The 26,632-nt window shown below is 59.6% G+C and carries 25 protein-coding genes and 1 tRNA gene; 14 read left to right on the forward strand and 12 right to left on the reverse strand.

From position 1 onward, the window contains the following. Position 1: 1 nt before the first annotated feature. Positions 2-826, forward strand: coding sequence for a transglutaminase family protein (locus N2601_RS11130; protein ID WP_104823853.1), 825 nt, complete (start codon positions 2-4; stop codon positions 824-826). A 98-nt stretch (positions 827-924) separates the two neighbouring features. Here the strand turns inward: N2601_RS11130 and N2601_RS11135 are convergent, their stop codons facing one another. The 7 genes from N2601_RS11135 to chvE form a co-directional block, all read right to left on the reverse strand. Continuing rightward, entirely contained in the window at positions 925-1,398 is a 474-nt protein-coding gene (locus N2601_RS11135; protein WP_104823854.1) for a cupin domain-containing protein, read from the reverse strand. Between the two features lie 158 nt (positions 1,399-1,556). Beyond that, on the reverse strand, positions 1,557-3,302 hold the full coding sequence (araD, locus tag N2601_RS11140) for an L-arabinonate dehydratase (RefSeq protein ID WP_104823855.1): 1,746 nt from the start codon (positions 3,300-3,302) through the stop codon (positions 1,557-1,559). A 63-nt stretch (positions 3,303-3,365) separates the two neighbouring features. Further along, positions 3,366-4,799: an aldehyde dehydrogenase family protein gene (locus N2601_RS11145; RefSeq protein ID WP_104823856.1), complete on the reverse strand. Its 1,434-nt coding sequence runs from the start codon at positions 4,797-4,799 to the stop codon at positions 3,366-3,368. A 66-nt stretch (positions 4,800-4,865) separates the two neighbouring features. Then, positions 4,866-5,864, reverse strand: coding sequence for an AraD1 family protein (gene araD1, locus N2601_RS11150; protein WP_104825170.1), 999 nt, complete (start codon positions 5,862-5,864; stop codon positions 4,866-4,868). A 120-nt stretch (positions 5,865-5,984) separates the two neighbouring features. Next, complete coding sequence (gene mmsB / locus N2601_RS11155; RefSeq protein ID WP_104823857.1) at positions 5,985-7,196, reverse strand: multiple monosaccharide ABC transporter permease; 1,212 nt, start codon at positions 7,194-7,196, stop codon at positions 5,985-5,987. Beyond that, positions 7,196-8,731: a multiple monosaccharide ABC transporter ATP-binding protein gene (gene mmsA / locus N2601_RS11160; RefSeq protein WP_104823858.1), complete on the reverse strand. Its 1,536-nt coding sequence runs from the start codon at positions 8,729-8,731 to the stop codon at positions 7,196-7,198. The genes mmsB and mmsA overlap by 1 nt, the downstream gene beginning before the upstream one ends. Before the next feature lie 105 nt (positions 8,732-8,836). Next, on the reverse strand, positions 8,837-9,901 hold the full coding sequence (chvE, locus tag N2601_RS11165; protein ID WP_028751801.1) for a multiple monosaccharide ABC transporter substrate-binding protein: 1,065 nt from the start codon (positions 9,899-9,901) through the stop codon (positions 8,837-8,839). Positions 9,902-10,173: 272 nt separating this feature from the next. On the opposite strand from chvE, the gene N2601_RS11170 reads away from it, so the two are divergent. Beyond that, a complete protein-coding gene (locus N2601_RS11170; RefSeq protein ID WP_104825171.1) occupies positions 10,174-11,181 on the forward strand; it encodes a LysR family transcriptional regulator in 1,008 nt (335 codons plus the stop codon). Positions 11,182-11,289: 108 nt separating this feature from the next. Further along, positions 11,290-11,760 carry a hypothetical protein gene (locus N2601_RS11175; RefSeq protein ID WP_104823859.1) on the forward strand — a complete coding sequence of 157 codons (471 nt, stop codon included), beginning with the start codon at positions 11,290-11,292 and terminating at the stop codon, positions 11,758-11,760. On the opposite strand, the gene N2601_RS11180 is transcribed toward N2601_RS11175, so the two are convergent. Continuing rightward, on the reverse strand, positions 11,761-12,021 hold the full coding sequence (locus N2601_RS11180) for a hypothetical protein (RefSeq protein WP_104823860.1): 261 nt from the start codon (positions 12,019-12,021) through the stop codon (positions 11,761-11,763). Positions 12,022-12,266: 245 nt separating this feature from the next. Between N2601_RS11180 and iolG the strand changes: the two genes are divergently transcribed. The 4 genes from iolG to N2601_RS11200 all read left to right on the forward strand — a co-directional run bounded on the left by iolG (position 12,267) and on the right by N2601_RS11200 (position 14,819). After that, positions 12,267-13,259 carry an inositol 2-dehydrogenase gene (gene iolG / locus N2601_RS11185; protein WP_104823861.1) on the forward strand — a complete coding sequence of 331 codons (993 nt, stop codon included), beginning with the start codon at positions 12,267-12,269 and terminating at the stop codon, positions 13,257-13,259. Positions 13,260-13,480: 221 nt separating this feature from the next. Beyond that, complete coding sequence (locus N2601_RS11190) at positions 13,481-13,795, forward strand: ArsR/SmtB family transcription factor (RefSeq protein WP_104823862.1); 315 nt, start codon at positions 13,481-13,483, stop codon at positions 13,793-13,795. Continuing rightward, positions 13,792-14,151 (forward strand): SRPBCC family protein, encoded by a 360-nt coding sequence (locus N2601_RS11195; RefSeq protein ID WP_104823863.1) that lies wholly within the window; start codon positions 13,792-13,794, stop codon positions 14,149-14,151. Before N2601_RS11190 ends, N2601_RS11195 begins: the two co-directional genes overlap by 4 nt. A 44-nt stretch (positions 14,152-14,195) precedes the next feature. Next, on the forward strand, positions 14,196-14,819 hold the full coding sequence (locus tag N2601_RS11200; protein ID WP_104823864.1) for an ATP-dependent Clp protease proteolytic subunit: 624 nt from the start codon (positions 14,196-14,198) through the stop codon (positions 14,817-14,819). An 83-nt stretch (positions 14,820-14,902) separates the two neighbouring features. On the opposite strand, the gene N2601_RS11205 is transcribed toward N2601_RS11200, so the two are convergent. The 3 genes from N2601_RS11205 to N2601_RS11215 are packed head-to-tail and all read right to left on the reverse strand — an operon-like array spanning position 14,903 to position 19,327. Further along, positions 14,903-16,654 (reverse strand): CRTAC1 family protein, encoded by a 1,752-nt coding sequence (locus tag N2601_RS11205; RefSeq protein WP_104823865.1) that lies wholly within the window; start codon positions 16,652-16,654, stop codon positions 14,903-14,905. Further along, entirely contained in the window at positions 16,651-18,075 is a 1,425-nt protein-coding gene (locus tag N2601_RS11210) for a di-heme oxidoredictase family protein (protein WP_104823866.1), read from the reverse strand. Before N2601_RS11210 ends, N2601_RS11205 begins: the two co-directional genes overlap by 4 nt. Positions 18,076-18,085: 10 nt before the next feature. Beyond that, positions 18,086-19,327, reverse strand: a complete 1,242-nt coding sequence (locus N2601_RS11215; RefSeq protein ID WP_104823867.1) for an ROK family transcriptional regulator — start codon at positions 19,325-19,327, stop codon at positions 18,086-18,088. A 221-nt stretch (positions 19,328-19,548) separates the two neighbouring features. On the opposite strand from N2601_RS11215, the gene xylF reads away from it, so the two are divergent. The 5 genes from xylF to N2601_RS11240 all read left to right on the forward strand — a co-directional run bounded on the left by xylF (position 19,549) and on the right by N2601_RS11240 (position 24,241). Beyond that, complete coding sequence (gene xylF / locus N2601_RS11220; protein WP_104823868.1) at positions 19,549-20,589, forward strand: D-xylose ABC transporter substrate-binding protein; 1,041 nt, start codon at positions 19,549-19,551, stop codon at positions 20,587-20,589. Between the two features lie 292 nt (positions 20,590-20,881). Further along, the gene (locus tag N2601_RS11225; RefSeq protein ID WP_104823869.1) at positions 20,882-22,210 is read left to right on the forward strand and encodes a sugar ABC transporter permease; all 1,329 of its coding nucleotides are present in this window, start codon (positions 20,882-20,884) and stop codon (positions 22,208-22,210) included. Between the two features lie 15 nt (positions 22,211-22,225). Further along, positions 22,226-23,008, forward strand: a complete 783-nt coding sequence (locus N2601_RS11230) for an ATP-binding cassette domain-containing protein (protein ID WP_104823870.1) — start codon at positions 22,226-22,228, stop codon at positions 23,006-23,008. Between the two features lie 166 nt (positions 23,009-23,174). Then, a tRNA-Arg gene (locus N2601_RS11235) sits at positions 23,175-23,251 on the forward strand. Between the two features lie 723 nt (positions 23,252-23,974). After that, positions 23,975-24,241 carry a hypothetical protein gene (locus tag N2601_RS11240; protein WP_260303089.1) on the forward strand — a complete coding sequence of 89 codons (267 nt, stop codon included), beginning with the start codon at positions 23,975-23,977 and terminating at the stop codon, positions 24,239-24,241. A gap of 52 nt (positions 24,242-24,293) precedes the next feature. On the opposite strand, the gene N2601_RS11245 is transcribed toward N2601_RS11240, so the two are convergent. Next, positions 24,294-25,109: a DUF2971 domain-containing protein gene (locus N2601_RS11245; RefSeq protein ID WP_158704487.1), complete on the reverse strand. Its 816-nt coding sequence runs from the start codon at positions 25,107-25,109 to the stop codon at positions 24,294-24,296. 249 nt (positions 25,110-25,358) lie between these two features. Here N2601_RS11245 and N2601_RS11250 point away from each other — a divergent pair, with 249 nt between their 5' ends. Together N2601_RS11250 and N2601_RS11255 are read left to right on the forward strand one after the other, a co-directional pair. After that, positions 25,359-25,520, forward strand: coding sequence for a hypothetical protein (locus N2601_RS11250; RefSeq protein ID WP_199773482.1), 162 nt, complete (start codon positions 25,359-25,361; stop codon positions 25,518-25,520). 147 nt (positions 25,521-25,667) lie between these two features. Continuing rightward, complete coding sequence (locus tag N2601_RS11255) at positions 25,668-26,462, forward strand: polysaccharide deacetylase family protein (RefSeq protein WP_245463882.1); 795 nt, start codon at positions 25,668-25,670, stop codon at positions 26,460-26,462. The last annotated feature ends 170 nt before the right edge of the window (positions 26,463-26,632 follow it).

The following is a 26,632-nucleotide window of genomic DNA, read 5'->3' on the forward strand; positions in this document are numbered from 1 at the left end:
TATGAGACTGACGATCAGCCATACCACCGAATACCGCTACGACGAACCGGCGCAATTTTCCTTGCAGCGCCTGAGGCTCACGCCGCTCACCGGTCCCGGCCAGACCGTCCTCGATTGGAAGTTGACGGTCGAGGGCGCCCATCCGGAAGTGGAATATGAGGACCAGTTCGCCAATCGCGTCACGCTCGTCTCGCTCGACGGCGCACAGGACACAACCCGGATCGTCGCCACCGGCGAGGTCGAAACCCGGGACCTGAATGGCGTGATCGGCCAGCATAGCGGCTTCAGCCCGCTCTGGCTCTTCCTGCGGGAAACGCCGCGCACCAAGCCCGGCAAGCTGACGAAGGAATTGTTGCGCAACCTTTCCGGCGACAACGAACTCGGCAAGATGCATGCACTGATGGGCGCAATCCATCAGACGGTGGAATACAAGCCCGGCACTAGCGACACGGAAACGACCGCGGAACAGGCTCTGGAAAAGAAGAGCGGTGTCTGTCAGGACCATGCTCACATCTTTATTGCCGGCGCTCGTGCATTGCATATCCCGGCGCGCTACGTCTCCGGCTACCTGATGATGGAAGGCAAGAACGAGCAGGCGGCCACACATGCCTGGGCGGAAGCGCATATTCCAGGCCTCGGCTGGGTCGGCTTCGACCCTGCCAACGACGTCTGCCCGGACGCCCGCTACGTCCGGATCGCGACTGGCCTCTGCTATCGCGACGCTGCTCCCGTCTCCGGCATGCGGGTCGGCACACCGGGCGAAACCCTTACGGTCAAGGTGACGGTGGCGAGCCAGGGGCAAAGCCAGAGCCAAAGCCAAAGCTAGTCGATGCGAATTTGGAGCGTTCCGTGAAAAGCTGACTCGCTCTAACTTGCGGAGATGGTCATATCTAGCAATGGATCAATGCCGGACCGAGGATTTAATTAGTGAGGATGGTCCACGGGCAAAAACTCCAGTCCGTTGCGCCGTCCGATCTCAATCACGCGCTGAATATCCAGCGGTCCTCCGCTCGGCGGCGGCAGGTCACGCATCCCGACCGGCATCGGCTCGCCTGCTTCGGTGAAGAAACCATCGTGAACGCGGCCGGGTGAATTGATGATCAGAAGCCGTCCCGGCGCCGGACCGATATTGCGGAACGCGTGAATGGCGCCCGTCGGTATCTTGACGAAACTACCAACCTGCGCCTGGACGGTCTCGCCGTCGACCATGAATTCGAACAAGCCCTCGAGAATATAAAACGCCTCGTCGTCATCGGGATGCCTGTTTGGCGGCGCCCCGGCCCCCGGGGCCGTCAATGTCTCGACAAGACAATAAGCTCCCCCCGTATCGGGGCTGTGAGCATGAAAGCGAAGAAGATTGCCAAAGAGATAATAGGTATCGGTCTGCAGGGTTGTCATAATGATCCCCCAAAGAAGCAATCAAGAGGGCACTATATCATGGACTGCTGATCAAAGCAGTGCGGTCGGGGACATGCAGCGCGCACTTACCCTACGACAGCAACGCACGAAAGGGGCGGAACTTCCATCCCGCCCCTTTCCAATTTCAAGCATCACTCTTAGTGGCTGTCGCGGTTGTTCGGGATTTCCGAGCCGCGCGGACCGACGAGGAAGTCGAGGTCGGCGCCCGTATCGGCCTGCATGACCGACTTCACATAGAGACCGCCGTAGCCGCCGGCGAGCGGCTTGACCGGGGATACCCAGGCGGCGCGGCGCTTCGCCAGTTCCTCGTCCGACACCTCAAGCTGGATGGTGCGGGCCGGAACATCGACGGCGATGATGTCGCCGTTCTGAACAAGCGCCAGCGGGCCACCATCGGCAGCTTCCGGAGCAGTGTGCAGGATGACGGTGCCGTAGGCCGTACCGGACATGCGCGCATCGGAGATGCGGATCATGTCGGTGATGCCCTTCTTCAGCACCTTCGGCGGCAAGCCCATGTTGCCGACTTCGGCCATGCCCGGATAACCCTTCGGGCCGCAGTACTTCAGCACCATGACGCAGTTCTCGTCGATGTCGAGATCGTCGCGATTGATGCGGGCGTGGTAGTCTTCGATGCTTTCGAAGACGACGGCGCGGCCCTTGTGCTGCATCAGGTGCGGCGAAGCGGCCGAAGGCTTCAGAACAGCGCCCTTCGGCGCGAGGTTGCCGCGCAGAACGGCGATGCCGCCCGACTGCGTCAGCGCCTTCTCCCGCGGAACAATGACGTCGTCATTGTAGTTGACCACATCCTTGACGCCAGCCCAGATCGTGTCGCCGGTGACCGTGATGGCGTCCTTATGCAGCAGGCCCATCTCGCCAACCGCCTTGATGACCACCGGCAGGCCGCCAGCATAGTAGAATTCTTCCATCAGGTGCTTGCCCGACGGCTGCAGGTTGACGATCGTCGGCACTTCGCGGCCGAGGCGATCCCAATCGTCCAGCGACAGGTCGACGCCGACGCGGCCGGCAAGCGCCAACAGATGCAGAACGGCATTGGTCGAACCGCCGACGGCGCCATTGACGCGGATCGCGTTTTCGAACGCTTCCTTGGTCAGAATGTCGGAAGGCTTCAGATCTTCCTTGACCATGTCGACGATGCGGCGACCGGAAAGCTGCGAGATGACGCGGCGACGCGCATCGACAGCCGGGATGGCGGCATTGCCGGGCAGCGTCATTCCGAGCGCTTCGGCCATCGACGCCATGGTCGAGGCCGTACCCATGGTCATACAGCTACCGGCCGAGCGGGCCATGCCCTGCTCCGCATCCATGAATTCGTCCAGCGACATCTCACCGGACTTCACCATTTCCGAGAACTGCCAGATCGCCGTGCCGGAACCGACATCCTTGCCACGCCACTTGCCGTTCAGCATCGGACCGCCGGAAACGAGAATAACCGGAATATCGACCGATGCAGCCCCCATCAGCAGGCTCGGCGTAGTCTTGTCGCAGCCGCCGAGCAGCACGACGCCATCGACCGGATTGCCGCGGATCGCTTCTTCCACGTCCATGGCCGCTAGGTTGCGGAACATCATCGCCGTCGGGCGCAGCGTGCTTTCGCCGACGGAAAAGACCGGGAATTCGACGGGGAAACCACCCGCCTCGTAAACACCGCGCTTCACGCGCTCTGCAAGATCGCGCAGATGCGCGTTGCAGGGCGTCAGCTCCGACCAGGTATTACAGATGCCGATGATCGGACGGCCGTCGAACGTATCGGCAGGCAGGCCCTGGTTCTTCATCCAGGAGCGATGCATGATCGCGTTCTTGCCGGTGCCGCCGAACCAATCATAGGAGCGCAGCTTGCGCGGCCATTCAGCTTTCTTTTTCATTGTCTCAGTACCCTTTGCGTCGCCCAGGCCGCCTCGTTCGCGCCCGGGCTTTGGATTCGATCGTCAGGCGAGCGTGTAAGCGGTTTTGACGGTTGTGAAGAATTCGGCGGCATATTTGCCCTGTTCGCGCGGACCGAAGGACGAGCCCTTGCGGCCGCCGAACGGCACGTGGAAATCGACGCCAGCGGTCGGCAGGTTCACCATCACCATGCCGGCTTCCGCATTGCGCTTGAAATGCGTCGCATACTTCAGGCTGGTCGTGGCAATGCCGGAGGACAGGCCGAACGGCGTATCGTTGGCTGTTGCCAGCGCCTCGTCGTAGTCCTTCACCCGGATGACCGAGGCGACCGGCCCGAAGATCTCTTCGCGGCTGATGCGCATCTGGTTCGTCGCTTCGGTAAACAGCGTCGGCTGCAGGTAGAAGCCGGGTGTGTCGCGGCTGACGAGTTCGCCGCCAAAGGCGAGCTCGGCGCCTTCCTGCTTGCCGATCTCGATATAATCCGTGTCGGTCTTCAACTGCTTGGCATCGACCACAGGACCGATATGCGTGCCGGCCTTGATGGCATTGTCGACATTCAGCGTCTTCAGCTTCTCCGTCAGCGCCGCCACGAACCGGTCGTGAATGCCTTCGGTGACGATCAGGCGCGAAGAAGCCGTGCAGCGCTGGCCGGTCGAGAAGAAGGCGGAATTTGCCGCCGCTTCGACGGCAACCGTCAGATCGGCATCGTCAAGCACGATCATCGGGTTCTTGCCGCCCATTTCGAGCTGATACTTGCGGCCATGCTCGACGGAGGAAAGCGCCACGCGCTTGCCCGTGCCGACCGAACCGGTGAAGGTGATGCCGGAAAGAACCGGGCTGTCGAGCATCGCCTGACCGACGACCGAGCCCTTGCCCATAACGAGGTTCAAGACACCCTTCGGCAGGCCGGCGCGGTGGAGAATATCGACGATCGCCCAGGAACAGCCAGGCACGAGATCAGCCGGCTTGAAGACGACGGTATTGCCGTAGCAGAGCGCCGGGGCAATCTTCCAGGCTGGAATGGCGATCGGGAAGTTCCAAGGCGTGATGATGCCGATAACGCCGAGCGGCTCGCGGGTGATTTCGACACCGATGTTCGGGCGCACCGAAGGAACCACTTCCCCTGCAAGGCGCAGGGCCTCGCCGGCGAAGAATTCGAAGATCTGCGCGGCACGGATCGTTTCGCCGATCGCCTCTGGAAGCGTCTTGCCTTCCTCGCGGGCGAGCAGTGCGCCGAGCTCATCCTTGCGCGCCAGGATCTCTTCGCCGGCCTTCTTCAGGATGGTATGGCGCTCGAGAATGCCCGAACGCGACCAGGCCGGAAAAGCGGCTTTGGCCGCAGCAATGGCGTCGGCAACGTCCTGCACGCTGGCGCTGGCATAGAGGCCGACGACTTCGTTGGTATCAGACGGATTGATATTCTCGGCGCCGGTCGTACCGGTCCATTCGCCGGCGATCAGATTCTGATGAATGGTCATGGCTTCATGCCTCTCTGGATCTTCTCGGAAACGGCCGGCCACACGGAGGCAGCCGGCTTCGACGTGTTAGAGCTGGCGGATCGCCACCTTGTCCTCGGCGGCAATGGCAAGTCGATTGCGCAGCGGCAGGCCGAATTCGGCCACTTCGATTTCGAAGACATCGCCCACTTCCGTTTTGATGCCTTCCGCGAAGGAGAGCGTCGCCGTGCCGAACATATGGACATGGACGTCGCCGGGAATGCGGAACAGGCCATACTTGAAATGATGGTATTCGAGATTGGCGAAAGTATGCGACATGTTCGCCTCGCCCGAGAGGAAGGGCTTTTCGAAGATCACCTTGTCGCCGCGCTTTATGCGCGAAGTGCCCCGGATATCTTCCGGTGCGGCGCCGATGCGGATTTCCGGGCCGAAGCTTGCCGGGCGCAGCTTGGAATGGGCGAGATAGAGATAGTTGATCCGCTCGGTGACGTGATCGGAAAATTCGTTCGAGAGCGCAAACCCGATGCGGAACGGCGTGCCGTCCTTGGCGATGACATAGATGCCGGCCATTTCCGGCTCTTCGCCGCCGTCGAGCGCGAAAGACGGAGAGATGAGTGCTGAGCCCGGTGCCGCCGCGCCATAGCCGTTACCCTTGTAGAACCATTCCGGCTGCACGCCCTTTTCGCCATCCTTCGGCTTGCCGCCTTCGATGCCCATCTTGAACATCTTCATGGAATCGGTCAGCGTTTCCTCAGCAGCTTCCGCGGTCTTCTTGTGCATGGAATCGCGGGTCGCAGCGGAGCCGAGATGCGTCAGGCCGGTACCGGTCAGATGCAAGTGAGCGGCATCGGGATGGGTGATCGGCGGCAGGAAACGGCCTTCGGCATATGCTTTTTCCAGATCGATCGCTTCGCCAAGCCCATGCGCCTCGATGACGGAGACGAGAGATTTGTCGTTATCAGCGGCTTCCATGGCGAGCGCATAGACGCTTTCGGCATTCACAACAGCCTTGGCGGGAGTGCCCGGCCCATTGCGCACGGCGACGACGATCCCGCCGTTCGAACCCTTGATCTGGGAAATGAGCATGTTTTTCATCCTTTCCTAATAGACAGAGGCCGGATGCAGTCTACCGCTCCGGCTCTCAGCGAGAGCCGGACTCTGTCGTGGATTTGATTTTAGATCGTTGGCTGGTCGCGTGAGCCGCGATCAGCCCCGGTTCTTATTGTAGACGTCGAGGAAGACGGCAGCGAGGAGCACCGCACCCTTGACCATCTGCTGGTAGTCCGTACCCAGACCGTGCAGCGACATGCCGTTGTTCATGACGCCCATGATGAAGGCGCCGATGACGGCACCGGTGATCTTGCCAACGCCGCCAGAGGCGGAGGCGCCGCCGATGAAGCAGGCCGCGATGACGTCGAGTTCGAGACCCGTGCCGCCCTTGGCAGTTGCCGAGTTCAGACGCGTGGCAACGATAATGCCGGCCAGACCGGCAAGCACGCCGATGTTGACGAAAGTGTAGAAGCTCAGGCGCTGGGTATTGATACCCGACAGCTTGGTCGCTTTTTCATTGCCGCCCATGGCGTAGATGCGGCGGCCGATGGTCGTGCGGCGCGTGACGAAGGCGTAGCCCGCAATCAGCACCAGCATGAGGATCAAGACGTTCGGCAGGCCCTTATAAGACGAGAGGAGGTAGCCGAGGACCAGGATCGCGACGCTGACGAGCAGGTTCTGCACGATGAAGAAGCTGAAAGGCTCGACATCGATGCCGTGGCTTTCATTGACCTGACGGCGACGCCAGGCGAGAACGAAGAGAACGACCGGGATGATGACCGACAGCAGCAGCGAGGTGGAGTGAACCGTCCCCATGTCGATGAAGTCGGGAATGAAGCCGGTGCTGATCAACTGATAATCCGGCGGGAACGGACCGATGCTGGTACCGCTACCCGCGGCCGTCATGACCGAAAGGGTCAAGCCGCGAAAGATCAGCATGCCCGCTAGCGTCACGATGAAGGACGGGATGCGGTGATAGGCGATGAAATAGCCCTGGGCAGCACCGACCGCGCCGCCGAGCGCAAGGCAGATCACCGTCGCCAGCACATAATTCATGTGCCACTCGGCAATGAGAATGGCCGCAACGGCGCCGATGAAGCCGACTATCGAGCCGACCGACAGGTCGATATGGCCTGCGACGATCACCAGCAGCATGCCGAGCGCCACGATGACGATAAACGAATTCTGCAGGATAAGGTTGGTCAGGTTCAGGGGTCTGAAGAGAACGCCGCCGGTCGAAATCTGGAAAAACAGCATGATCGCGATCAGTGCGATCAACATGCCGTATTCCCGGATGTTGTTGCGGATGTATTCGCCAATGGAAACCACGTGGCTGGTATCTTCTGTGGCTGGGCTGGCCGTAGTCATTAGTGCTTCTCCCCTGAGCGCATGATAGCGCGCATGATAGTTTCCTGGCTCGCCTCTCCCTTCGGCAGTTCGGCGACGATCCGTCCTTCGTTCATGACGTAGATGCGGTCGCAAGTGCCGAGAAGTTCAGGCATTTCCGATGAGATCATCAGAACGCCCTTCCCGTCGGCGGCAAGCTGGTTGATGATGGAATAGATTTCGTATTTGGCGCCGACGTCGATGCCTCGCGTCGGCTCGTCGAGGATGAGCACCTCGGGATCGGAGAACAGCCACTTCGACAGCACCACCTTCTGCTGGTTGCCGCCGGAAAGATTGACCGCTTCCTGGAACACACCGGAGCTGCGGATACGCAGCTTGGAACGGTAGTTTGTCGCGACCTGCAGTTCGCGGATGTCGTCGATTACGGTCGCCTTGGAGATGCCGAAGAGGTTGGCGAGCGTCGTGTTGTGCAGGATGCTTTCGTTGAGGACGAGGCCGAGCTGCTTGCGGTCCTCGGTGACATAGGCAAGACCCGCGTCGATCGCCCTGCGCACCGTGCTGACATCCACCGGCTTGCCTTCGACCAACACCTCGCCGCTGACCTTATGGCCATAGGACTTGCCGAAGACGCTCATGGCGAATTCGGTGCGGCCGGCGCCCATCAGGCCGGCAATGCCGACCACTTCGCCCTTGCGCACATTGATGTTGATATTGTGCAGAACCTGGCGGTCGCGATGCTGCTGGTGGAAGGCATTCCAGTTCTTGACTTCGAAGATGGTCTCGCCGATCGGCACCGAGCGCGGCGGATAGCGGTCGGCGAGCTCGCGTCCGACCATGTTGCGAATGATGATGTCTTCGCTGATCTCTTCCTCGTGACAGTTCAGTGCCTTTACCGTCATGCCGTCGCGCAATACCGTGATCTGATCGGCCACCTTGCGCACTTCGTTGAGCTTGTGCGTGATGATGATCGAGGTGATTCCCTGGTTGCGGAATTCCATGAGGAGATTGAGGAGCGCATCCGAATCGTTTTCGTTGAGCGATGCGGTCGGCTCGTCGAGAATAAGAAGCTTCACGCTCTTCGACAGGGCCTTGGCGATCTCGACGAGCTGCTGCTTGCCGACACCGATGTCGGTCACGAGCGTGTTCGGAGATTCCTTCAGGCCAACCTTGGCGAGGAGCTGCTTGGTGCGGTTGAACGTTTCCTGCCAGTTGATCACGCCCTTGGCGCCGACTTCGTTGCCCAGGAAGATGTTTTCCGCAATCGACAGAAGCGGCACAAGCGCCAGCTCCTGATGGATGATGATGATGCCGACTTCTTCGGAGTCCTTGATGGTCTTGAACTGGCGGACCGCGCCATCATAGAAGATGTCGCCGTCATAGCTGCCGGCCGGATAAACACCCGAGAGTACCTTCATCAGGGTGGACTTGCCGGCCCCGTTTTCGCCCACCAAAGCGTGGATTTCGCCCTGCCGGACTTTCAGATTGACATTTTCCAAAGCGTTCACACCGGGGAACGACTTGGTGATGCTCCGCATTTCGAGGATGGTATTGTCCATTGTCCGTATCCAACGCCACGCCCGAACATAGCAGACCGGGCGATCGTCATAAATATCAGAGCCAGGGCCCACCTTTCGGCGAGCCCTGGCCGGTATGTCGGAAGATTACTTCAGCTGATCAGCCTTGTAATAGCCGCTCTCGACGAGAACCTTCTCGTAGTTGGTCTTGTCAACAGCAACCGGGGTCAGCAGGTAGGACGGAACGACCTTGACACCGTTGTCGTAGGTCTTCGTGTCGTTGACTTCCGGCGTCTTGCCTTCCATCAGAGCGTTGACCATGTTGACGGTGACCTTTGCGAGGTCACGGGTGTCCTTGAAGATCGTGGAGTGCTGCTGGCCAGCGATGATGGACTTAACCGACGGAATTTCGGAGTCCTGACCGGTAACGATCGGCAGCGGCAGGTCGGCAGTGCCATAGCCTACGCCCTTGAGCGAGGAGATGATGCCGATGGACAGACCGTCGTACGGAGACAGAACGGCGTTGACGTGAGCGTCGGTGTAGTTGGCCGACAGCAGGTTGTCCATGCGAGCCTGAGCCGTTGCCGGATCCCAACGCAGCGTGCCAACCTTGTCCATGCCCATCTGACCGGACTTAACGACCAGCTTGCCGCTGTCGATGTACGGCTTCAGGACGGACATTGCGCCGTCATAGAAGAAGAAGGCGTTGTTGTCGTCCGGCGAACCGCCGAAGAGCTCGATGTTGAACGGGCCCTTGCCGTCCTTGAGGCCGAGGCCGTCGACGATCGAGTTAGCCTGGAGAACACCGACCTTGAAGTTGTCGAAGGTGGCGTAGTAGTCGACGTTGCCGCTGTCGCGGATCAGGCGGTCATAGGCGATGACCTTGATGCCGGCGTCATGAGCCTTCTGCAGAACGTCGGACAGGGTCGTGCCGTCGATTGCGGCGATGACCAGAACCTTGACGCCCTTGGTGACCATGTTCTCGATCTGCGAGAGCTGGTTCGGAATGTCGTCGTCGCCGTACTGCAGGTCGGTGCCGTAGCCGGCAGCCTGGAGCTGCTTGACGATGTTGTTGCCATCATCGATCCAGCGAGCCGAAGCCTTGGTCGGCATGGAAATACCGACGGTGCCCTTGTCCGCCGCGAAGGCAGGCGCCACCAGAGTAGCGACGCTGAACGCAGCGGCCGCCATCAATGAGATAATGGATTTCATTACTCTCTCCCTTGTTAATAATGCGGCGGACGAAAAAACGCCCGCCCGAAACTGCGGCAGGTTCCGTAGAAGGAATGGTTACTTCCAATTGTGAGAAACGAAGTAGGTCTCCTCCACGCTCTCACGTGCATGAGCTGCACCCAGCGCACGACCGGCAAACTCGTACGATTTCGTATAACTGTCAAATAGAATAACTGGCACAACATATACCTAATTTGGTATAATGTTAAAAAATAGTACTTTTTTGCCGACGAATGGGAAATTTGGCCATGATGGAGAAAATATATAGCGATTATCCGAGCGAAAGCATCGAGATTCATTCCGACAGTTTTCGCGACGATACGCTGCTCAAAGCGGGTTTGAAGCTCAATCACCTGCGCATGATCGTCACAATCGAGGACCATGGGCAGATTTCGGCCGCCGCTGAGTCGATGAACATCTCGCAACCTGCGGCTTCGCGCATGCTGTCAGAAATGGAGTCGATCGTCAAAAGTCCGCTCTACGAACGTGTTGCACGCGGCGTCGTGCTGACCCCCTTCGGCTTGGCGCTGGCGAAGCGGGCACGCAAGATCCTGCTCGAACTGCGCGAGGTGAACCGCGAGATCGGCGAGCTTAGAACCGGCAAAGGCGGCTCGGTCTTTCTCGGCGCCGTCACCGCACCTGCGATCAGCCTCGTCGTGCCGGCGATCCAGCGTGTGACGCGCGCCTATCCCGGCATCGAGATCAATATCGAAGTGGAGACCAGCAACGTGCTGGCGCGTGAACTGCTCGCCGCCCGGCATGACTTCATCATCAGCCGCATTCCCGACGAGCTCGATCCGCGCCTGTTTGCCGCCCATGAAATCGGCGTGGAGAAAGCCTGTCTCGTGGTCCGCAACGGCCATCCGCTGCTGGAGAAGGGCGTTGCCAGCCTCGAGGACCTGCCGGCCTATGACTGGGTCTTCCAGCCGCCGGGTACATTGTTGCGGCGCAAGGTGGAAGACATCTTCATCCGGGCTGGCGTGCCCTTGCCGGAAAACATCATCAACACCTCTTCGCTGCTGCTGACGCTTGCCATCGTCTGCAAGACGGACGCGATAACACCCGTCGCGCTCGATATGGCGCAGTTCATGTGCGGGCAGTCATCGCAAGCCGGCGAATCCTGCATCCTGCCGATCGATTTCGAGATCGACGTGAAACCCTACAGCCTGATTACCGCCCGAGAGCGCGCCATGCCGCCGAGCGCCCGGCTGCTGCACGACATGATCCTGGAGGAAAGCAGGACCCTCGATCCGGCCTGAAAACCGCGTAACGGTTTCCGTCCGGTGGCCCTCCGGCTCGCGATCAGCTCACTGTCATAAGCTCCACACCAACTTGCGCGGCTATCCCGGACCTCGTTGGAGGCAGACATGTTGTTCGGGCAATCGCTGTTTCAATCCGTCCTCGATCGTCTCGATGCGGAAGAAGAAAACACTGAGAAGGATGAGGCGGCGCATCGCATCCGCGGCCTCAACGTGAGCTTTGCCGCAACCGTTTTCGGTGGCGAGCCAGCGGCGTCCTCCCGTCCGGACGATGCCTATGTCGATAATCTCGGCAACGACATCCCTTCGCAGGAGCCAATGCCACCGGAGCCCGAAGCGAAGGAGCCAGAGCCGCCGGCAATGCCGGACTATCTCGCACGAACTTCGCGGGAGGAGGTAGCGGCCGAACTGGCGATCTCTTCGCAGACCACCCTTCAGTCTCTCCACGAAAAACGCCGCGCTTTCGCCAAGTCCAATCATCCGGACAGCGTCGCTCCAGCCTTTCGAGAGCAGGCAACGACACGCATGATGATTGCCAATCAATTGATCGACGAGGCCATCCGGCGTCTCGCGCGCTAGCTACTTCTTCTCGTCCGTCGGCTCGTCATCATCCGCCTCATCACTCGCAGCAGCGCTTTCAGCCTCGGCCTTGGGCGGCTGCGGATTGAAGCTGAAAAGCAGCATCCAGGCGGCGTAGACACCAAGGCCGCCCGCGAGGACGGCCCAAAAGGGCTGCGGCCCCAAAGCCTCGACGATCGCCCAGCCGAAGCAGACGGCAACGATCAGAACCCGCACCCAAAGCGGCTTATAGGCGGGATGGTTGGGATCGATCAGTTTCATGAGTCACGTTCGCCTGTTGGAGAGATCCTGTCTTTAGCGCATGATCCCGAAAAGTGCGAAGTGGTTTTGCGAGAGATCCTGTTGATCAAATTGGCACGAGGCGGCGATTTGAGGAAAAGCCATTTTCGCGACATGAATTTCGGAATTGTGAAATGACGGCGGCTTGACGCCGCCATTGGAAAATGGAATGAAAATTCCATACGGATCATTATTCGGTTTATTTGTTCCGAATTAGGGAGGTGAAGATGACTGTCAGATTTGGTCTGCTCGGCGCCGGGCGCATCGGTAAAGTGCACGCAAAGGCCGTGAGTGGCGATGCAAACGCCAAGCTCGTTGCAGTGGCGGATGCGTTTCCAGCCGCTGCCGAAGCAATTTCCTCCGCCTATGGCTGCGAAGTCCGCACCATCGAAGCGATCGAAGCCGCCAAGGACATAGACGCCGTCGTGATCTGCACGCCGACCGACACGCACGCCGATCTTATCGAGCGCTTCGCCCGTGCCGGCAAGGCAATTTTCTGCGAAAAGCCTATCGATCTCGATGTTGCCCGCGTAAAGGCCTGTATCAAGGTGGTTGAAGAGGCGAAGGGCAAGCTGATGGTCGGCTTCAATCGTCGCTTCGACCCGCATTTCATGGCGGTCAAGAAGGCCATCGATGACGGCCGCATCGGCGCGGTCGAGATGGTGACGATCACCTCGCGCGATCCCGGCGCCCCGCCGGTCGACTATATCAAGCGCTCCGGCGGCATTTTCCGCGACATGACCATCCATGATTTCGACATGGCCCGCTTCCTGCTCGGCGAAGAGCCGGTCGCCGTCACCGCAACCGCTGCAGTCCTCGTCGACAAGGCGATCGGCGAAGCCGGCGATTACGACAGCGTCTCCGTCATCCTGCAGACGGCTTCGGGCAAGCAGGCGATCATCTCCAATTCCCGCCGCGCCACCTATGGCTACGATCAGCGCATCGAGATCCATGGCTCGAAGGGCATGGTCGCGGCCGAAAACCAGCGCCCCTTCTCCATCGAAGTCGCCAACGGCGACGGCTATACCCGCCCGCCCCTGCACGACTTCTTCATGACCCGCTATACCGAAGCCTATGCCAACGAGATCGCGAGCTTCATCGCCGCCGTAGAAAAGGGCGCCGCGATCACGCCATCCGGCGCTGACGGCCTTGCGGCGCTGAAGCTTGCTGACGCCGCGGTTCAATCCGTGAAGGACGGGAAGTTGGTTAAGGTCGACTGAGCAGCCGCCCGATTCCCCAAGGGCTAAGGCTCTTCCAATAAGTCCGCCGCGAAGCACTTCGCGGCGGATTTTTCTTTGGCCCGCCCCGCCGCAGCGCATGATCATGATTTGTCGCAAGCGCTCGACAGTCTGTCGCCGGCAATCGGCAACGGAAACTCATCAGCCATGAGCCGCCACCGAAAGCCCTTGCGAATCACATAAGTCCATGCTTATCTGTTGCCATGATAGAGAACGAGATATTCCGGGCTTTGGCCGATCCGACCCGTCGCGCCATTTTTGAAAAGCTTGCTGTCGGCAGCATGAACGCCAGCGGTCTGCGCGAAGGCATGGAAATCAGCCAGCCGGCGATGTCCCAGCACCTTGCGGTCCTGCGGAGCGCCGGGTTGGTCAGAGAAGAGCGCCAGGGGCGTTTCGTGAACTACGAAGTCGATCCGGAAGGGCTGGCCCTCATCGCCCAATGGCTGGCGAAATACCGCGCCTACTGGCCTGCCCGGATCGAAGCTCTCAAGGTCTTGCTGAAGGATATGGACCAATGAACGACCTGAAGCCCCTCGTGCGGGAAAACGGCATCGAACTCGAATACGACCTCAACGAGCCACCGCAAAAGGTCTGGCGCGCGGTCAGCACCCCTGAACTTCGTGAAAACTGGCTGCCGAGGGAAGCTTTGGCCAATCCCGACGCGATTTCCGTCACACCGGGCGAAGAAGTCCGCTACAGGCTGCGCGATGACGCGCCACCATTCCTCGAAAGCACCGTGACGTTCAGGATAACCCCGAACGCAAGCGGCGGTACGAGTCTGCGGATCATCCACGAACTTGATGATGTGAGGCTTCGAAGGACTGCAAAAGCTGCGGCAAACAACAACGGCTTCTCCGTTATGCGCGCCGCCTGACACGCCAAATCCACCAACAATTTCAGTGATATTGGAGATTGCCGATGCGCGAAGCGATGCAACTCGTCCCTATGGTCGTTGAACAATCCAGCATGGGAGAGCGGTCTTTCGACATCTATTCCCGCCTGCTGCGCGAGAGGATCATCTTCCTGAATGGTGAGGTGAACGATGCCGTTTCGGCCCTGGTCTGCGCGCAACTACTGTTTCTCGAGGCGGAAAATCCGAAGAAGCCGATCAGCCTCTACATCAATTCGCCGGGTGGCGTCGTGACCAGCGGCCTCGCCATGTACGACACGATGCGCTACATCCGCGCGCCAGTGCAGACCCTTTGCATGGGGACGGCTCGTTCGATGGGATCGTTCCTGCTGATGGCGGGAGAGCCCGGCCAGCGCACCGCCCTGCCCAATGCTAGCATCCATATCCACCAACCTTTGGGCGGCTTCCAGGGTCAGGCCTCCGACATGCTCATCCACGCCGAGGAAATCAAACGTACCAAGCATCGCATGACGCGGCTCTACGCCGAGCATTGCGGCCGTTCCTATGACGAATTTGAACGCGGCATGGACCGCGACCACTTCATGACGGCGGAAGAAGCTTTGGAATGGGGATTGATCGACCGCATTCTCCATGTTCGCAAAGAGGATCAGCATATGGGTTTGGCGGATTGATTTAAAAACGGCGCTACGACCCCTAATGAATGAGGTTGCACATTTGATTGAAGGCCGGTTGCCCGGCCTTCTCTTCTGATTATCTACTTCGTCACCGGTTGATCGCCTACCTGCTGCCCAGCAGGTATCGGCGCTGCAATAGCTGGCTCAGCCGCGGCAGTCTCATTCCCGTTTCCCGGCGGCGCAAACCAGTATTTGGCCGATGTGGCGCCCCGCTTGATAACGACATGCTGGTTGGCGAAGATGCGATAAGGCTGGCTCCACTCCCCGTCCGGCCACTGCACACGCACCACGGCGCGTTCATTGGTGCCAAGACCGAAATGCGTGAAGCCGACATGGCCCGACGCATGACCGCCGCCAATCTGCACGCGCTGCACCTGCGTTTGTGTGCCCGCCCGGACATTGATGGTGGCGCCGATGCCCACATGGTTGATCGGGCCGTTGTCTAATTCGATTTCGGTCCAATTGCCGAGCGGGCGATAGCCCCACTCTGTCTTTGCACCGAGATTGCGGAACAGGAAGGCCCGCTGCATGCGGTTGACGACGAGGATGTCGAGCATGCCGTCATTATTGAAATCCTCGACCACCGCCCCGCGCCCCTTGCCGGGAAGCGCAATGCCGGCCTCGTCCCCCTTTTCGGTGAACTTGCCATCGAAGCCGCCGAGCAGGAGATTGTCCGGATCGCTGCTGGCAAAATCCGGCATGGCCTCGACATTGCCCTTGGTCAGGAATAGATCCATGTTGGTATCGTTGTTGATATCGGCAAACTGCGCGTGCCAGGCCGTCGAAGGCCTGTGGTCCTTGCCGGTATAGGGCCGATAGGCGGCTACCCCCTTTTCATAGGCGGTGTCGCGATAGGTCGGGCTGTCGTTATCCGCCTCGTCATCAAGCTCCTGCAGCTTGTTATCGCCCATCGAGGTGATGAAATATTCCGGCCTGCCGTCTGCCTTCGGATCGGCTTCCGCAAGGCCCATGCCCCAGATCTTCAATGAGGCCCAGCCTTCTGCGGTCGTATATTGCCGCGGCGGCCGTCCGGGCGCGATGTCCCAGAGCTGCTCCTGTCCGCCGCGATAATATTGCCGGTCATTGGCAACGCGCAGCGAATCCTGGCCCGAATGATTCCAATCGGTAAACAGCATCGACAACGTGCAATAGCTCGGCTTCAGCGGCAACGGATTGGAATAGTCGACCTTGTCGTTGCTGGTAGGACGATCGAAAACATTGTCGCTGCAGGTGCCGAAGGGCGTCCCTGGCGCGTAGCGATCGACATAATTGCCGAAAGCAAGAGTAGGATATTTATTGCCGGCTTCCCACGTGGCCGCAAACGCGACCGTCCAGTCCTTGCCGCCGTCAAAGGCGAAGGTGCGATTGGCCTTTTCGAAGGTACAGTCCGGACCGCCCTTGAGGATGATATTTTCACCGAGCCGCAACAGAACGACATCCGTATAGCCGTCATTGTCGATATCGATCGGATAGACGCCGAGAACGGACCGGATATCCTTGTCGGAAAGATTGATCGGCTTCGCTTTGAATTTCAGTGCGCCGCCCGTCTCGCTTTCATTGACATAAAGCGCCAGCGGACTGGTGCCGCCGGCCATCATCAGGTCGGGCTTGCGATCGCCGTTGCAATCGAAGCTGGCGACGCCGCCGCCGACGAAATACTCCCAGCCGCCGGTATATTGATGGTCAATGCCGGCGGCGACCGCTTCCTCCTGGAAATGCGGGACATCCATCAGGAAGGGTGCCGGCGCGGCCGTGTCCTCGGCAAAGCTGCCGGGCGCGAACGAGAAGGAAATCAAGCTGGCTATGGCCAGCAAGGTTGCAATCTTCTTCATTGGTTCACCCCTGCCTGCTCGATGACCAGCGTCTTGAGGAAAGCGATGATGCGGGCGCGATCCTCGTCGGACGCGCCGACATAGGTGTCGCGGGCGGTGCGACCGTCGCCGCCATGGGCGCGGATCACGCCGTCGAGCGTGGTGATGTCGTTGCGATGGCCATAGGGCGGCGTCGAGGCCACGCCCCAAAGCTCCGCCGTCATGAAGATATTGCGATCGACAAAGCGCTGCGCCAAAAGCTCGTTGCCGAGCTGGTCGACGCTGCTGTCGGTCATGGTGTGGCGCTTGAGATCGCCAAACAGCGGCACCAGCACCTGCCCCTTGTCATTGCGCTTCAGCTTCTTCGTCCAGTCGAGCTGCGACAGGTCGTAGATTGCCGGGTCTTTCACCTGCGAGACGCTCAGCGTGCCGGCAACATCGTTCGGCCCGGGATCGGAGAAGGAGAGACTGTCGAGCGGCAGGCTTGTTCTGTGGCAGGCCGTGCAGCCCATGCCGTCGAACAGCTTTTCGCCCGCCGCCGCCATATCGGGCCATTGGGCATTATCCGGCACCTTCCGCACCGGCGCCGGCAAGGTCGCCTGCCAGGCAACCATCGCCGAAACATCGCCGTTGCTGATCTCATCGGCATGTCCGTCGCCATCGAAATCCCGGGTCCCCGTCCATCGGCCGCCGAAGCGCTCCACCGGCTCCATGCCGTGATGCTGGTTCAACGCGTTGACGGTGAACTGCCGCAGCGAGGTCATCACGCCTTTCTGGCTGAAGGGGCGGATGACAAGATCCATGTCGATACCCTCCAGCTCCTGCATATCGACCAAGCCATTGGGTTGCGCGGTCAACCAGCCGAACTTCACGCCCTTGGTCTCGAGTGCGATGCGCTGCGGCTGGCCAGTTTTCGCCGCAAGCGTAATGGCGTTGGCGCGCTGGCGCTGCAGATCAACGGTCATCTCCCGCGCCAGAAGCTCGATCAGACCATCGCCGAACAGGCTGTTGGTGCCGCGCTCATTGGAGAATTGCGGATCGGTCGTGTCGAAATCCGCGCTCTCGAAACCTTCGGACACGAAAACATTGGTGGTGAAATCGCCGGCGCCACCGGGAAACGGCATGTTATGGCAGGAGGAACAGGCATTGGCGTCGACACCGGCCGTGCGGCTGAATTCGTTCATCACCGGATGCTTGCGCTTGGTCGGCACGATCGCCTGCGTAGCGCCGGGACGCCCTGCCCCGTCCTCGACTGTGAAGCGTGCCGTAAACAGCGCTTCGCCGATCTTGATGAGATTTTTGAGTTGCTCGACCGTCTGGTGGCCGGAAACCTCGGCGCCGGCCTGGCCCAGCGCCTCCGTTTTTTCCTCCCAAGGCTGCGACGCGATCGCCGGCAATCCCGTCGCGGCAAGACAGAGGCACACGAGTGCCATTCGTTTCATAGTCCCCTCCTCAACCAGTTTGGCCATGCAATTCCGTAACGGCAACCCCAGATCTGACGATGTCGTCGTCCATCATCGCCAGCGCGCGGTTGAGATGCCCTTCGAACACCAGCGTCGGCTCGTCCGCCACCACCCGCAGCTCCGGCATGCCCTCCATTCGCACGACATGCGATTCCGCCAGCCCCTCGGAAATGCCCTCCAACAATAGGTCATAATAGCGCGTCCCCGGCCCGGTGATCGCGATCGGCATGCTTTCATGCAGGCTGAGCACGCGCGACAAGCCGTTGCCGAGCGCCAATCCCGCCTGCCGGAAGGCGTGGATGTTGCGGCGGCTGCCTTGCCGGGCGCTGGCTGCGATCTTGTCGAGTTCGGCGATCGGCACGAATTTCGCCGGGATGGTATCCAGCGGCACATCGAAAGCCGCGCGCAGAATGGCATAGAAGCCGGCATAGGCTTCGATGCAGCCGCGCGAGCCGCAGCGACAGAGACCGCCGCCCGACATATGCAGCATATGGCCGAAATTCGGCGCCGATATTTCGTGCTTTCCTTCCTCGCCGCGGCGCACGATGCCGAGACCGATGCTGTGGCCGAGCGAGAGCGCGGCAAGCGCCCGGAAGTCGCGCCCTTTTTTATTCTCCTCCTGGCGGCCGACGGCAGCGGCGACGAGCTGAGTCTCGTTGCCGAGGATGATTTTCGCTGACCATTCGTCGCGCAGCACTGCGGCAAAATCGATCTGCTCGCGCCCGAAGATCGGCGACCAGCGCAGCACCGGCTCCGAGCTCTCGACGAGACCCTTGCTGCTGATCGAAATCATCAGGACCTTGTCGCGCGGCAATCGCGAGCGGGCGACGATCCGGTTCAAGGCATCGCGCAGACCGATGACGAAAGAGCCGGCACCCGAGACGTTCTGCTGTCTCGCCTCCGTGAAGCGGTCGATCAGCCGGCCGGCATAATCCACAAGCGAATATTGCACCGCATCCGATGAAATGATGACGACGATCAGATAGCCGCAATCGCGCCGCTGCGAAAAAAGCACGCGCGGCCGGCCGCGTCCTCCGGCGGCCTGTTGCTCCGCCTTCTCGATGATCTGCGCCCGCTCCAGATCGGTGGTGATGACCGATATCGTCGCCGAGGAAAGCTTGGTGAAATCAGAAAGTTCCGTATGGGCGAGCGGACCGTGACGGCGCAGCGCCGTCAGCACCAGAACACTGTTTTTCTGGCGGACCAATTCGGTGCTCGATTTGGCCAGCATTATCAAGCCTCCCGCTCATTCCACCCTCCTCTCCCCATCTCCACCCGGCCCCTTTCAACGGTCGATTAAACCTGGGGATGCGGGTGTTGACAGGTGAAAAAATCTCTGACACTAAATTTCTCGACTGTCGAGAAAAAAATCCGAACCTTTCTCGTCAGCGTTATCGCGGCGGCCGGCGGGAGCTCAGGGCACGTGCGGTCGCATTCACTCGGGAGGATAATATGAGAGCTTTTATTAAGCTGGCTGCCGGTGCGGCCATCGTTTTGACCATGCAGACGGCGGCCTTCGCGAAGGATCTCGTCGTCGGCGTTTCCTGGTCGAACTTTCAGGAAGAGCGTTGGAAGACCGACGAAGCGGCCATCAAGAAGGCCCTTGCTGCGGTTGGCGCCAAGTACATTTCCGCTGACGCCCAGTCGTCCGCTTCCAAGCAGTTGACCGACGTTGAATCCCTGATTTCCCAGGGCGCCAACGCTCTCATCATTCTCGCTCAAGATTCCGACGCCATCGGCCCGGCCGTTGAAAAGGCCGCCGACGAAGGCATTCCGGTTGTCGGCTACGACCGCCTGATCGAAAATCCGGCCGCCTTCTACATCACCTTCGACAACAAGGAAGTGGGCCGCATGCAGGCTCGCGAAATCCTCAAGGCCAAGCCGGAAGGCAACTACGTCTTCATCAAGGGCTCGTCGTCCGACCCGAACGCCGACTTCCTGTTCTCCGGCCAGATGGAAGTGCTGAAGCCCGCCATCGACGCCGGCAAGATCAAGAACGTCGGTGAAGCCTACACGGACGGCTGGCTGCCGCAGAACGCGCAGCGCAACATGGAGCAGTTCCTGACCGCCAACAACAACAAGGTTGATGCAGTCGTCGCCTCCAACGACGGCACCGCCGGCGGCGCCGTTGCTGCTCTCGACGCACAGGGCCTCGCAGGTTCCGTTCCGGTTTCCGGCCAGGACGCCGACAAGGCAGCTCTGAACCGCATCGCGCTCGGCACGCAGACCGTCTCCATCTGGAAGGACTCCCGTGAGCTCGGCAAGCGCGCTGCCGAAATCGCCATCGATCTCGCCAACGGCAAGTCCATGGACCAGATCAACGGCGTCCAGACCTTCAGCGGCGGCTCGAAGCACGTTGCCATGAAGTCGGTATTCCTGACCCCGCAGCCAATCACCAAGGACAATCTGAACGTCGTCATCGACGCCGGCTGGATCAGCAAGGCTGAAGCTTGCCAGGGCGTCAAGGCCGGCACCGTTGCAGCCTGCAAATAAGCTGCCCGTGAACGGTTGACCCGATCATAATAGCGACGCCGCAGCGGCACACTCCGTTGCGGCGTCGAATGCGGATCAGGAGCGGACAACTCTCCCTTGCAGTCGGAGACCAGGCTTCCCGCATCGTGCTGCGCCATCGCATATCCCATTGACCTGCCGGATGGCGGTCATCGGGACCGGGTGAAGACCGGCCACAGAGGCGATGACGCATTTTTGAGATTGGCGCAGTCCTGCCGGCGATAGCCTAGAATGCATCGCTGGCCGCGCCCAACAGTGGGAGAACGGCAAAGCGATGGCCGACATGACACAGTCCACAACATCGAGCGGTCCCCGCAATGCAGAAGCCGGAGCAATCACCCGGTTCCTGCGTGCCACCGAAATCGATACCCGCCTGCTCGGCATGATCGGAGCGCTGCTGATCATCTGGATCGGCTTCGATCTTTATCTTCGGATATTCGACGGCCGGGAATTCCTCACCGCCAGAAACCTTTGGAACCTTTCGGTGCAGACCTGCGAAATCGCGGTCCTCGCAACCGGCATGGTGCTGGTCATCGTCACGCGCAACATCGATCTTTCGGTCGGCTCGCTGCTTGGCTTCGTCGCCATGATCATGGGCGTCATCCAGGCCAAGTGGCTGCCGCAATATCTCGGCTTCGACAGTTCCTGGACCTGGATCATCACGCTGATCTGCGGCCTGGCGATCGGCACGGCCATCGGCGCCTTCCAGGGCGCGATCACCGCCTTCATGAATGTCCCCTCCTTCATCGTCACGCTCGGCGGGCTTCTCGTCTGGCGCGGCCTTGCCTGGTATGTCACCAGCGGCCAGACCGTGGCACCGATGGACTCCACCTTCGTCGTCATGGGCGGCGGCGGCGCCACCGGTTCGATCGGCGCGACCTGGAGCTGGGTGGTGGGTGTGATCTCCTGCCTGCTGATCATCGTCGGCATCATCAGCTCGCGCCAGCAAAGAAAGCGCTTTCACTTTCCGCGCCGTCCGCTTTGGGCGGAATATTTCCTTGCTGCCCTCGGCTCCCTGCTCGTCCTCGGCACGGTCTATCTCTTCAACAGCTATTATTGGCCGATCGGCATCGCCAAGCGCTACGCCACGGACCATAATATTGCCTGGCCGGAAACGGGATTGAACATTCCCTACGGCATCGCCGTCCCCGTCCTCATCGCCGTCTCCATCGGCATCGTGATGACCTTCATCGCCACGCGCCTGCGCTTCGGCCGCTATGTCTTCGCGATCGGCGGCAATCCGGAAGCCGCCGAACTCGCCGGCATCAAGACCCGCTGGGTCATCGTGAAGATCTTCGCGCTGATGGGCTTCCTCGCCGCCGTCTCGGCCGCGATTTCCACGGCGCGCCTCAACTCGGCCGTCAACTCGCAGGGCACGACCTACGAGCTCTTCACCATCGCCGCGGCCGTTATCGGCGGCACCTCGCTTGCCGGCGGCAGCGGCACCGTCGCCGGCGCCATGATCGGCGCCCTGGTCATGCAATCGCTGCAATCGGGCATGGGTCTCGCCAATGTCGATACGCCAATTCAGAACGTCGTCGTGGGCATTGTCCTGGTGGTCGCCGTTTGGCTTGACATCGTCTACCGCTCGCGCGCCAAGTAAAAGGAATTCTGAACCATGACGGATCAAACCACTCCGCTTGTGGAAATGAGGAACATTTCCATCTCCTTCGGCGGTATTCACGCCGTCGACAATGCCTCGGTGGATCTCTACCCCGGCGAAGTCGTGGCGCTGCTCGGCCATAATGGCGCCGGCAAGTCGACGCTGATCAAGATTCTGTCCGGCGCCTACAAGCGCGACAGCGGCGATATTCTGATCAACGGCGAACCGGCCGATATCCGCACGCCCCGCGACGCCAAGAAATACGGCATCGAGACGATCTACCAGACGCTCGCCGTCGCCGACAATGTCGACGCCGCCGCCAATCTTTATCTTGGCCGCGAGCTGCAGACGCGCTGGGGCACGCTCGACGACGTCGCCATGGAGGCTTCGGCCCGCAAGGTGATGGGTCGCCTGAATCCCAACTTCAAGCGCTTCAAGGAGCCGGTGAAGGCGCTCTCCGGCGGCCAGCGCCAGTCGGTGGCGATCGCCCGCGCCATCCTCTTCAACGCCCGCATCCTGATCATGGACGAGCCGACGGCTGCGCTCGGCCCTCAGGAAACCGCGCAGGTGGGCGACCTGATCAAGCAACTGAAGAAGGACGGCATCGGCATCTTCCTCATCAGCCACGACATCCACGATGTCTTCGACCTAGCCGACCGCGTCTCGGTGATGAAGAACGGCCAGGTCGTCGGCCACGCCCGCACAGAGGATGTCACCAAGGACGAAGTCCTCGGCATGATCATCCTCGGCAAGGTCCCCCCCAAAGCCATCCCCGGCCCCGGCGCGATGAAGAGCTGAGCCCGATATCCTAAGCAAACAACAAGGCCGCGAGCCCTAACAATCGCGGCCTTGTTTCATTCACACAAACCGATATGTGGTTTCCCGCATTTTCCGCATTGAAGCCAAACGCTTCCTGGGCTAAGAACCACCTCATCGGACAGGCGAGTCAAACCGCCTAAGGCATGCACCCGTAGCTCAGCTGGATAGAGTGTTGGATTCCGATTCCAAAGGTCACAGGTTCGAATCCTGTCGGGTGCGCCATTTCTAACGTATTGATTCATCTGCAATATTTTCGGTAGTAGTCAGCTTACGGTTCTTCGCCCGTGCTGCTCGAAATCTATCCGCCACGGTACCAGTAGCCGCTCATTGTTGAATGAAAATCCGTTCAATCGGGTTCGGACATGAACAGAGCAATTTGAAAATCCATCACTCACCAACTGAGACGAGGACCGAAAGAGCCATAGGAACCGGGTGTTGACCCGCTTGGATCTAGCTGATTATCTCTTTGGACTCTCTCTTCCCATCGCCGACGTTCGGCCGCTTTGTCTTTGGCGTTGGCGGGATCTGCCGATTTGCTCGCGGTTACCGGACGAGATGAGCCGCCGGTTCCGCCGACCGTCGAGCAGGAAACAAAGAAAACAGCGGGAAAAATAATCAGAATGCCCAGGGCAACTGCCCTCGTGAGCCCGTTGTGGATCGGCTGCATAGACATCCCTTATGCTCTTTGACCATCTGTAATAGACGGAGATGTTATTCGATTTCGTATCGAGTGAAAACTAGAGGCTATTCGGATTTCCGTGTGATGGACATGGGTCCTGGCAGGTCGATCTGCAGCAGAAAGCGAGGCGGACGGCGGTGGCTCGCAACGCTCGGGTGCCTGCATAATCTCGCGGATATGTCGGTTAGCCCCCACGGACATCTGCCGCGAAATCTGGTAGGGTAGCGTTTGTCGCCTGGATCGGTCACCTTACGATGGAGAGGCAGATGGTTCGCATCCTTGCATTATCGTTCGTCTTCGTCACGCTCGCGCTGTCGCCCCTTCGCGCGGCTACTGTCGACCCAGCCACTGTGACCTGCAAAGAGTATAATTCGAGCAGCCACCAGGGCATGCTCGATATAATCTCGGCTTTGTACGATGCCACGAGAAGCGACCCAAAGCTTGGCGCGCTCAAAGAAAGCAAGTTCGGGGATACTCTCGACAAAGCCTGCACTGCCAAACCAGAAGCGAAGGTGATCGACGCGTTGCGATGATCGGCGCTAACTTTGGCACAGCGAAATGGTGGATAGGTTTCTCACGCCCCACCTAAACACTCCGATATGGAATAGCCGAACGCGTGAATTTCTCGACGCGGATATTTTTGGTTGCGGCAGCGATACGAAGGGCATTCTCCGCCAATTCCTGTTCGCGATGAGGCCCGATCACAATTGAGTCCAAACCCAGGTCGATTTGCCGATCGACAGTCGCTTGCTGCAGCGGGAGATCGAAATAGGGGATGGGAAGGCCAGGTCCCGGCCGGACGGCGACCTGAGAATGGTCTATCGGGATGGGATCTGAGATCAGCCGCCATTCATTCTCCTCCGCGAAGCTCTGATCTTTGAAGCTTGAGGCATAGACATGGAAAGCCGCGACCCAGCCCTCGGCAAGGTTCCAAATGTCTTTACTCTCTGCGTTTTCGAGGGTCTCGATGTTCTGCAGGAACATGTTCAGGTAGTCAGTGATGAGATCGACTTTGTCACGATCGCCGTAAATGCATTTCAGGAGCTTGAAGCCGTGCAGTTCCGCCGCTGCTTCCAGTGCGGACTTTTGAAAGCCCAGGGAAACGCCACCCGGCACGGCATATCCCCTCCATTGGCTAAGCAAGTCGCCATCCTCGGCAAAGGAGGCAACGCAGACGAAGTTTCGCGCAAGTGCTGGAAGGATTTGAATAATCTTCTCCAGCAATCGCTTTCCATTTGGTCCTTGCGTCTCGATCAGGCTTTCCGCAATCCCTGAAGCAAGGATAATTCCGTGCCGGAACTCTTCCTTGTCGTTCAGAAAATGAATGCAGGACGCCCACATCGACCTCGACCCGAGTATCCCAAGAGCACCAGGAAACGTCGTGTAGTGATACAGCTTCATCTCTTGTCCTCGTCCTCGAAATGCCGGCGGTTGGCTGGCTTCTTCACAGTGGTATATCCAGAGTTGAGAATAGCACTGGCGGCGACGTTTCTCTTGAACGTGGCGCATTCCGATATCACGTTCAGGCCGCTTGGTGGGCCGGCCAGCGTGGCAAGCGTAATCCCCCAACATCCATGAACAAACCGTAACTTGCCTCTCCGCCCGTTGAGGATGACACTTCTGTCGCGCCGGATAACGGAGATGATAGATATGTCGAATTTGGAAATGCTCGTCAGACGCCGGATCGAAGAAGAACGCGCCAAGGGGACACCCCCGGAGCGGATAACGCAGCTCGTTCAGGAACTCTTCAACAGCATGGACGCCGCGCAGGCGATCGCTCCTCATCCAGCTTCAGCCAATCGGAAGTCGTAACTGGACCCCGCATCCATCAGCTTCGCCGGTTCGAACTTCGACATCTTCGTGCCGGCGCCTCCCCCGATGAGGAGACGATAAAGCAGTCCCAATGGAACTGCCGCCGTAGACATGCGATAACGAGCCGGGAAACGAGGGGCGCTATCCATGTCCATTGGGAATTACCTTCGCACGATGCTGTCCGCGCTCGCCTTGCTTTGTAGCCCCTTGTCGGCCGATGCGGCCGGGCGGGTTGTCTATCTGACCTTCGATGACGGGCCATTGTCGGGGACGGCGAATGTTCTGGATGTCCTCGCCGAAGAGCAGGTTCCGGCGGCGATGTTCATGGTCGGGCTTCATGTCGAATCCAGCGCCGAACAAAGGGCGCTGCTGATGCGCGCCAAGACCCTGCCTTTGGTCACAGTTGGAAACCACAGCTACAGCCACGCCAACAATCACTATAGAGACTATTATTCCAACACCGACGCCGTCGTCGCGGATATGCTCAAGGCCAATACCGTGCTTGGCCTGACGCCCTGGGTCTATGCCCGCCTGCCCGGACGCGATGTCTTTCGCCTGATCGACTATTCCAAGGACGATCTTTCAATGGATCCCGCCCGCTACGAGCGCGAGGTGGTCGATTATGACTATGTGGCCGCAATGAAATTCCTGATCTATGGCTGGGACTTCGAATGGGCGCATTCGGGAGACGGAAAACCTGTGCAATCCGTCGATCTCCTGCTCAGCGAAATCGATCACCTCTTCGCCTATGGCCGGTTCATGAAACGCAATGAGATGATCCTCTTGATGCATGATGAGATGTTTCAGGATCGGTTCGACGGCAAGGAAAAGCTTAGAGCCCTCATCCGGCAATTGAAGCAAAGGGGCTACACGTTTGGCGACATAAAGCAATATGACCCGAACCCCTATACCGGAACCTTCATCCGTTCATCGTCAAAGTAATTTTGGTTACGCAACGCCAACCGGGCATCATGAGATGTTCGGATCACGCGATCCAACCGCCAACGCAAAAACATTTCCCGCAGCGTGTCGGAAACACGGCCTGTCTTCCGTCCTGGGATGAGATCGGCGATACCGTAATATGGATCGCCGAAGAGTCGAACAACGGAGGA

The sequence above is a fragment of the Rhizobium sp. CB3060 genome, from assembly GCF_025200735.1.
In the GTDB taxonomy this organism is placed as follows: Bacteria; Pseudomonadota; Alphaproteobacteria; order Rhizobiales; family Rhizobiaceae; genus Rhizobium.

Coding starts and splice junctions, on each gene's coding strand:
- N2601_RS11205 (WP_104823865.1), bottom strand. CDS start 16,654: ATGAAGAAGATTGCAACCTTGCTGGCCATAGCCAGCTTGATTTCCTTC.
- N2601_RS11255 (WP_245463882.1), top strand. CDS start 25,668: ATGTCCATTGGGAATTACCTTCGCACGATGCTGTCCGCGCTCGCCTTG.
- xylF (WP_104823868.1), top strand. CDS start 19,549: ATGAGAGCTTTTATTAAGCTGGCTGCCGGTGCGGCCATCGTTTTGACC.
- N2601_RS11180 (WP_104823860.1), bottom strand. CDS start 12,021: ATGAAACTGATCGATCCCAACCATCCCGCCTATAAGCCGCTTTGGGTG.
- araD (WP_104823855.1), bottom strand. CDS start 3,302: ATGAAAAAGAAAGCTGAATGGCCGCGCAAGCTGCGCTCCTATGATTGG.
- N2601_RS11240 (WP_260303089.1), top strand. CDS start 23,975: ATGGTTCGCATCCTTGCATTATCGTTCGTCTTCGTCACGCTCGCGCTG.
- mmsB (WP_104823857.1), bottom strand. CDS start 7,196: ATGACTACGGCCAGCCCAGCCACAGAAGATACCAGCCACGTGGTTTCC.
- N2601_RS11210 (WP_104823866.1), bottom strand. CDS start 18,075: ATGAAACGAATGGCACTCGTGTGCCTCTGTCTTGCCGCGACGGGATTG.
- N2601_RS11135 (WP_104823854.1), bottom strand. CDS start 1,398: ATGACAACCCTGCAGACCGATACCTATTATCTCTTTGGCAATCTTCTT.
- N2601_RS11245 (WP_158704487.1), bottom strand. CDS start 25,109: ATGAAGCTGTATCACTACACGACGTTTCCTGGTGCTCTTGGGATACTC.
- mmsA (WP_104823858.1), bottom strand. CDS start 8,731: ATGGACAATACCATCCTCGAAATGCGGAGCATCACCAAGTCGTTCCCC.
- N2601_RS11190 (WP_104823862.1), top strand. CDS start 13,481: ATGATAGAGAACGAGATATTCCGGGCTTTGGCCGATCCGACCCGTCGC.
- N2601_RS11175 (WP_104823859.1), top strand. CDS start 11,290: ATGTTGTTCGGGCAATCGCTGTTTCAATCCGTCCTCGATCGTCTCGAT.
- araD1 (WP_104825170.1), bottom strand. CDS start 5,864: ATGCTCATTTCCCAGATCAAGGGTTCGAACGGCGGGATCGTCGTCGCC.
- N2601_RS11200 (WP_104823864.1), top strand. CDS start 14,196: ATGCGCGAAGCGATGCAACTCGTCCCTATGGTCGTTGAACAATCCAGC.
- iolG (WP_104823861.1), top strand. CDS start 12,267: ATGACTGTCAGATTTGGTCTGCTCGGCGCCGGGCGCATCGGTAAAGTG.
- N2601_RS11250 (WP_199773482.1), top strand. CDS start 25,359: ATGTCGAATTTGGAAATGCTCGTCAGACGCCGGATCGAAGAAGAACGC.
- N2601_RS11215 (WP_104823867.1), bottom strand. CDS start 19,327: ATGCTGGCCAAATCGAGCACCGAATTGGTCCGCCAGAAAAACAGTGTT.
- N2601_RS11195 (WP_104823863.1), top strand. CDS start 13,792: ATGAACGACCTGAAGCCCCTCGTGCGGGAAAACGGCATCGAACTCGAA.
- N2601_RS11230 (WP_104823870.1), top strand. CDS start 22,226: ATGACGGATCAAACCACTCCGCTTGTGGAAATGAGGAACATTTCCATC.
- N2601_RS11130 (WP_104823853.1), top strand. CDS start 2: ATGAGACTGACGATCAGCCATACCACCGAATACCGCTACGACGAACCG.
- N2601_RS11170 (WP_104825171.1), top strand. CDS start 10,174: ATGGAGAAAATATATAGCGATTATCCGAGCGAAAGCATCGAGATTCAT.
- chvE (WP_028751801.1), bottom strand. CDS start 9,901: ATGAAATCCATTATCTCATTGATGGCGGCCGCTGCGTTCAGCGTCGCT.
- N2601_RS11225 (WP_104823869.1), top strand. CDS start 20,882: ATGGCCGACATGACACAGTCCACAACATCGAGCGGTCCCCGCAATGCA.
- N2601_RS11145 (WP_104823856.1), bottom strand. CDS start 4,799: ATGACCATTCATCAGAATCTGATCGCCGGCGAATGGACCGGTACGACC.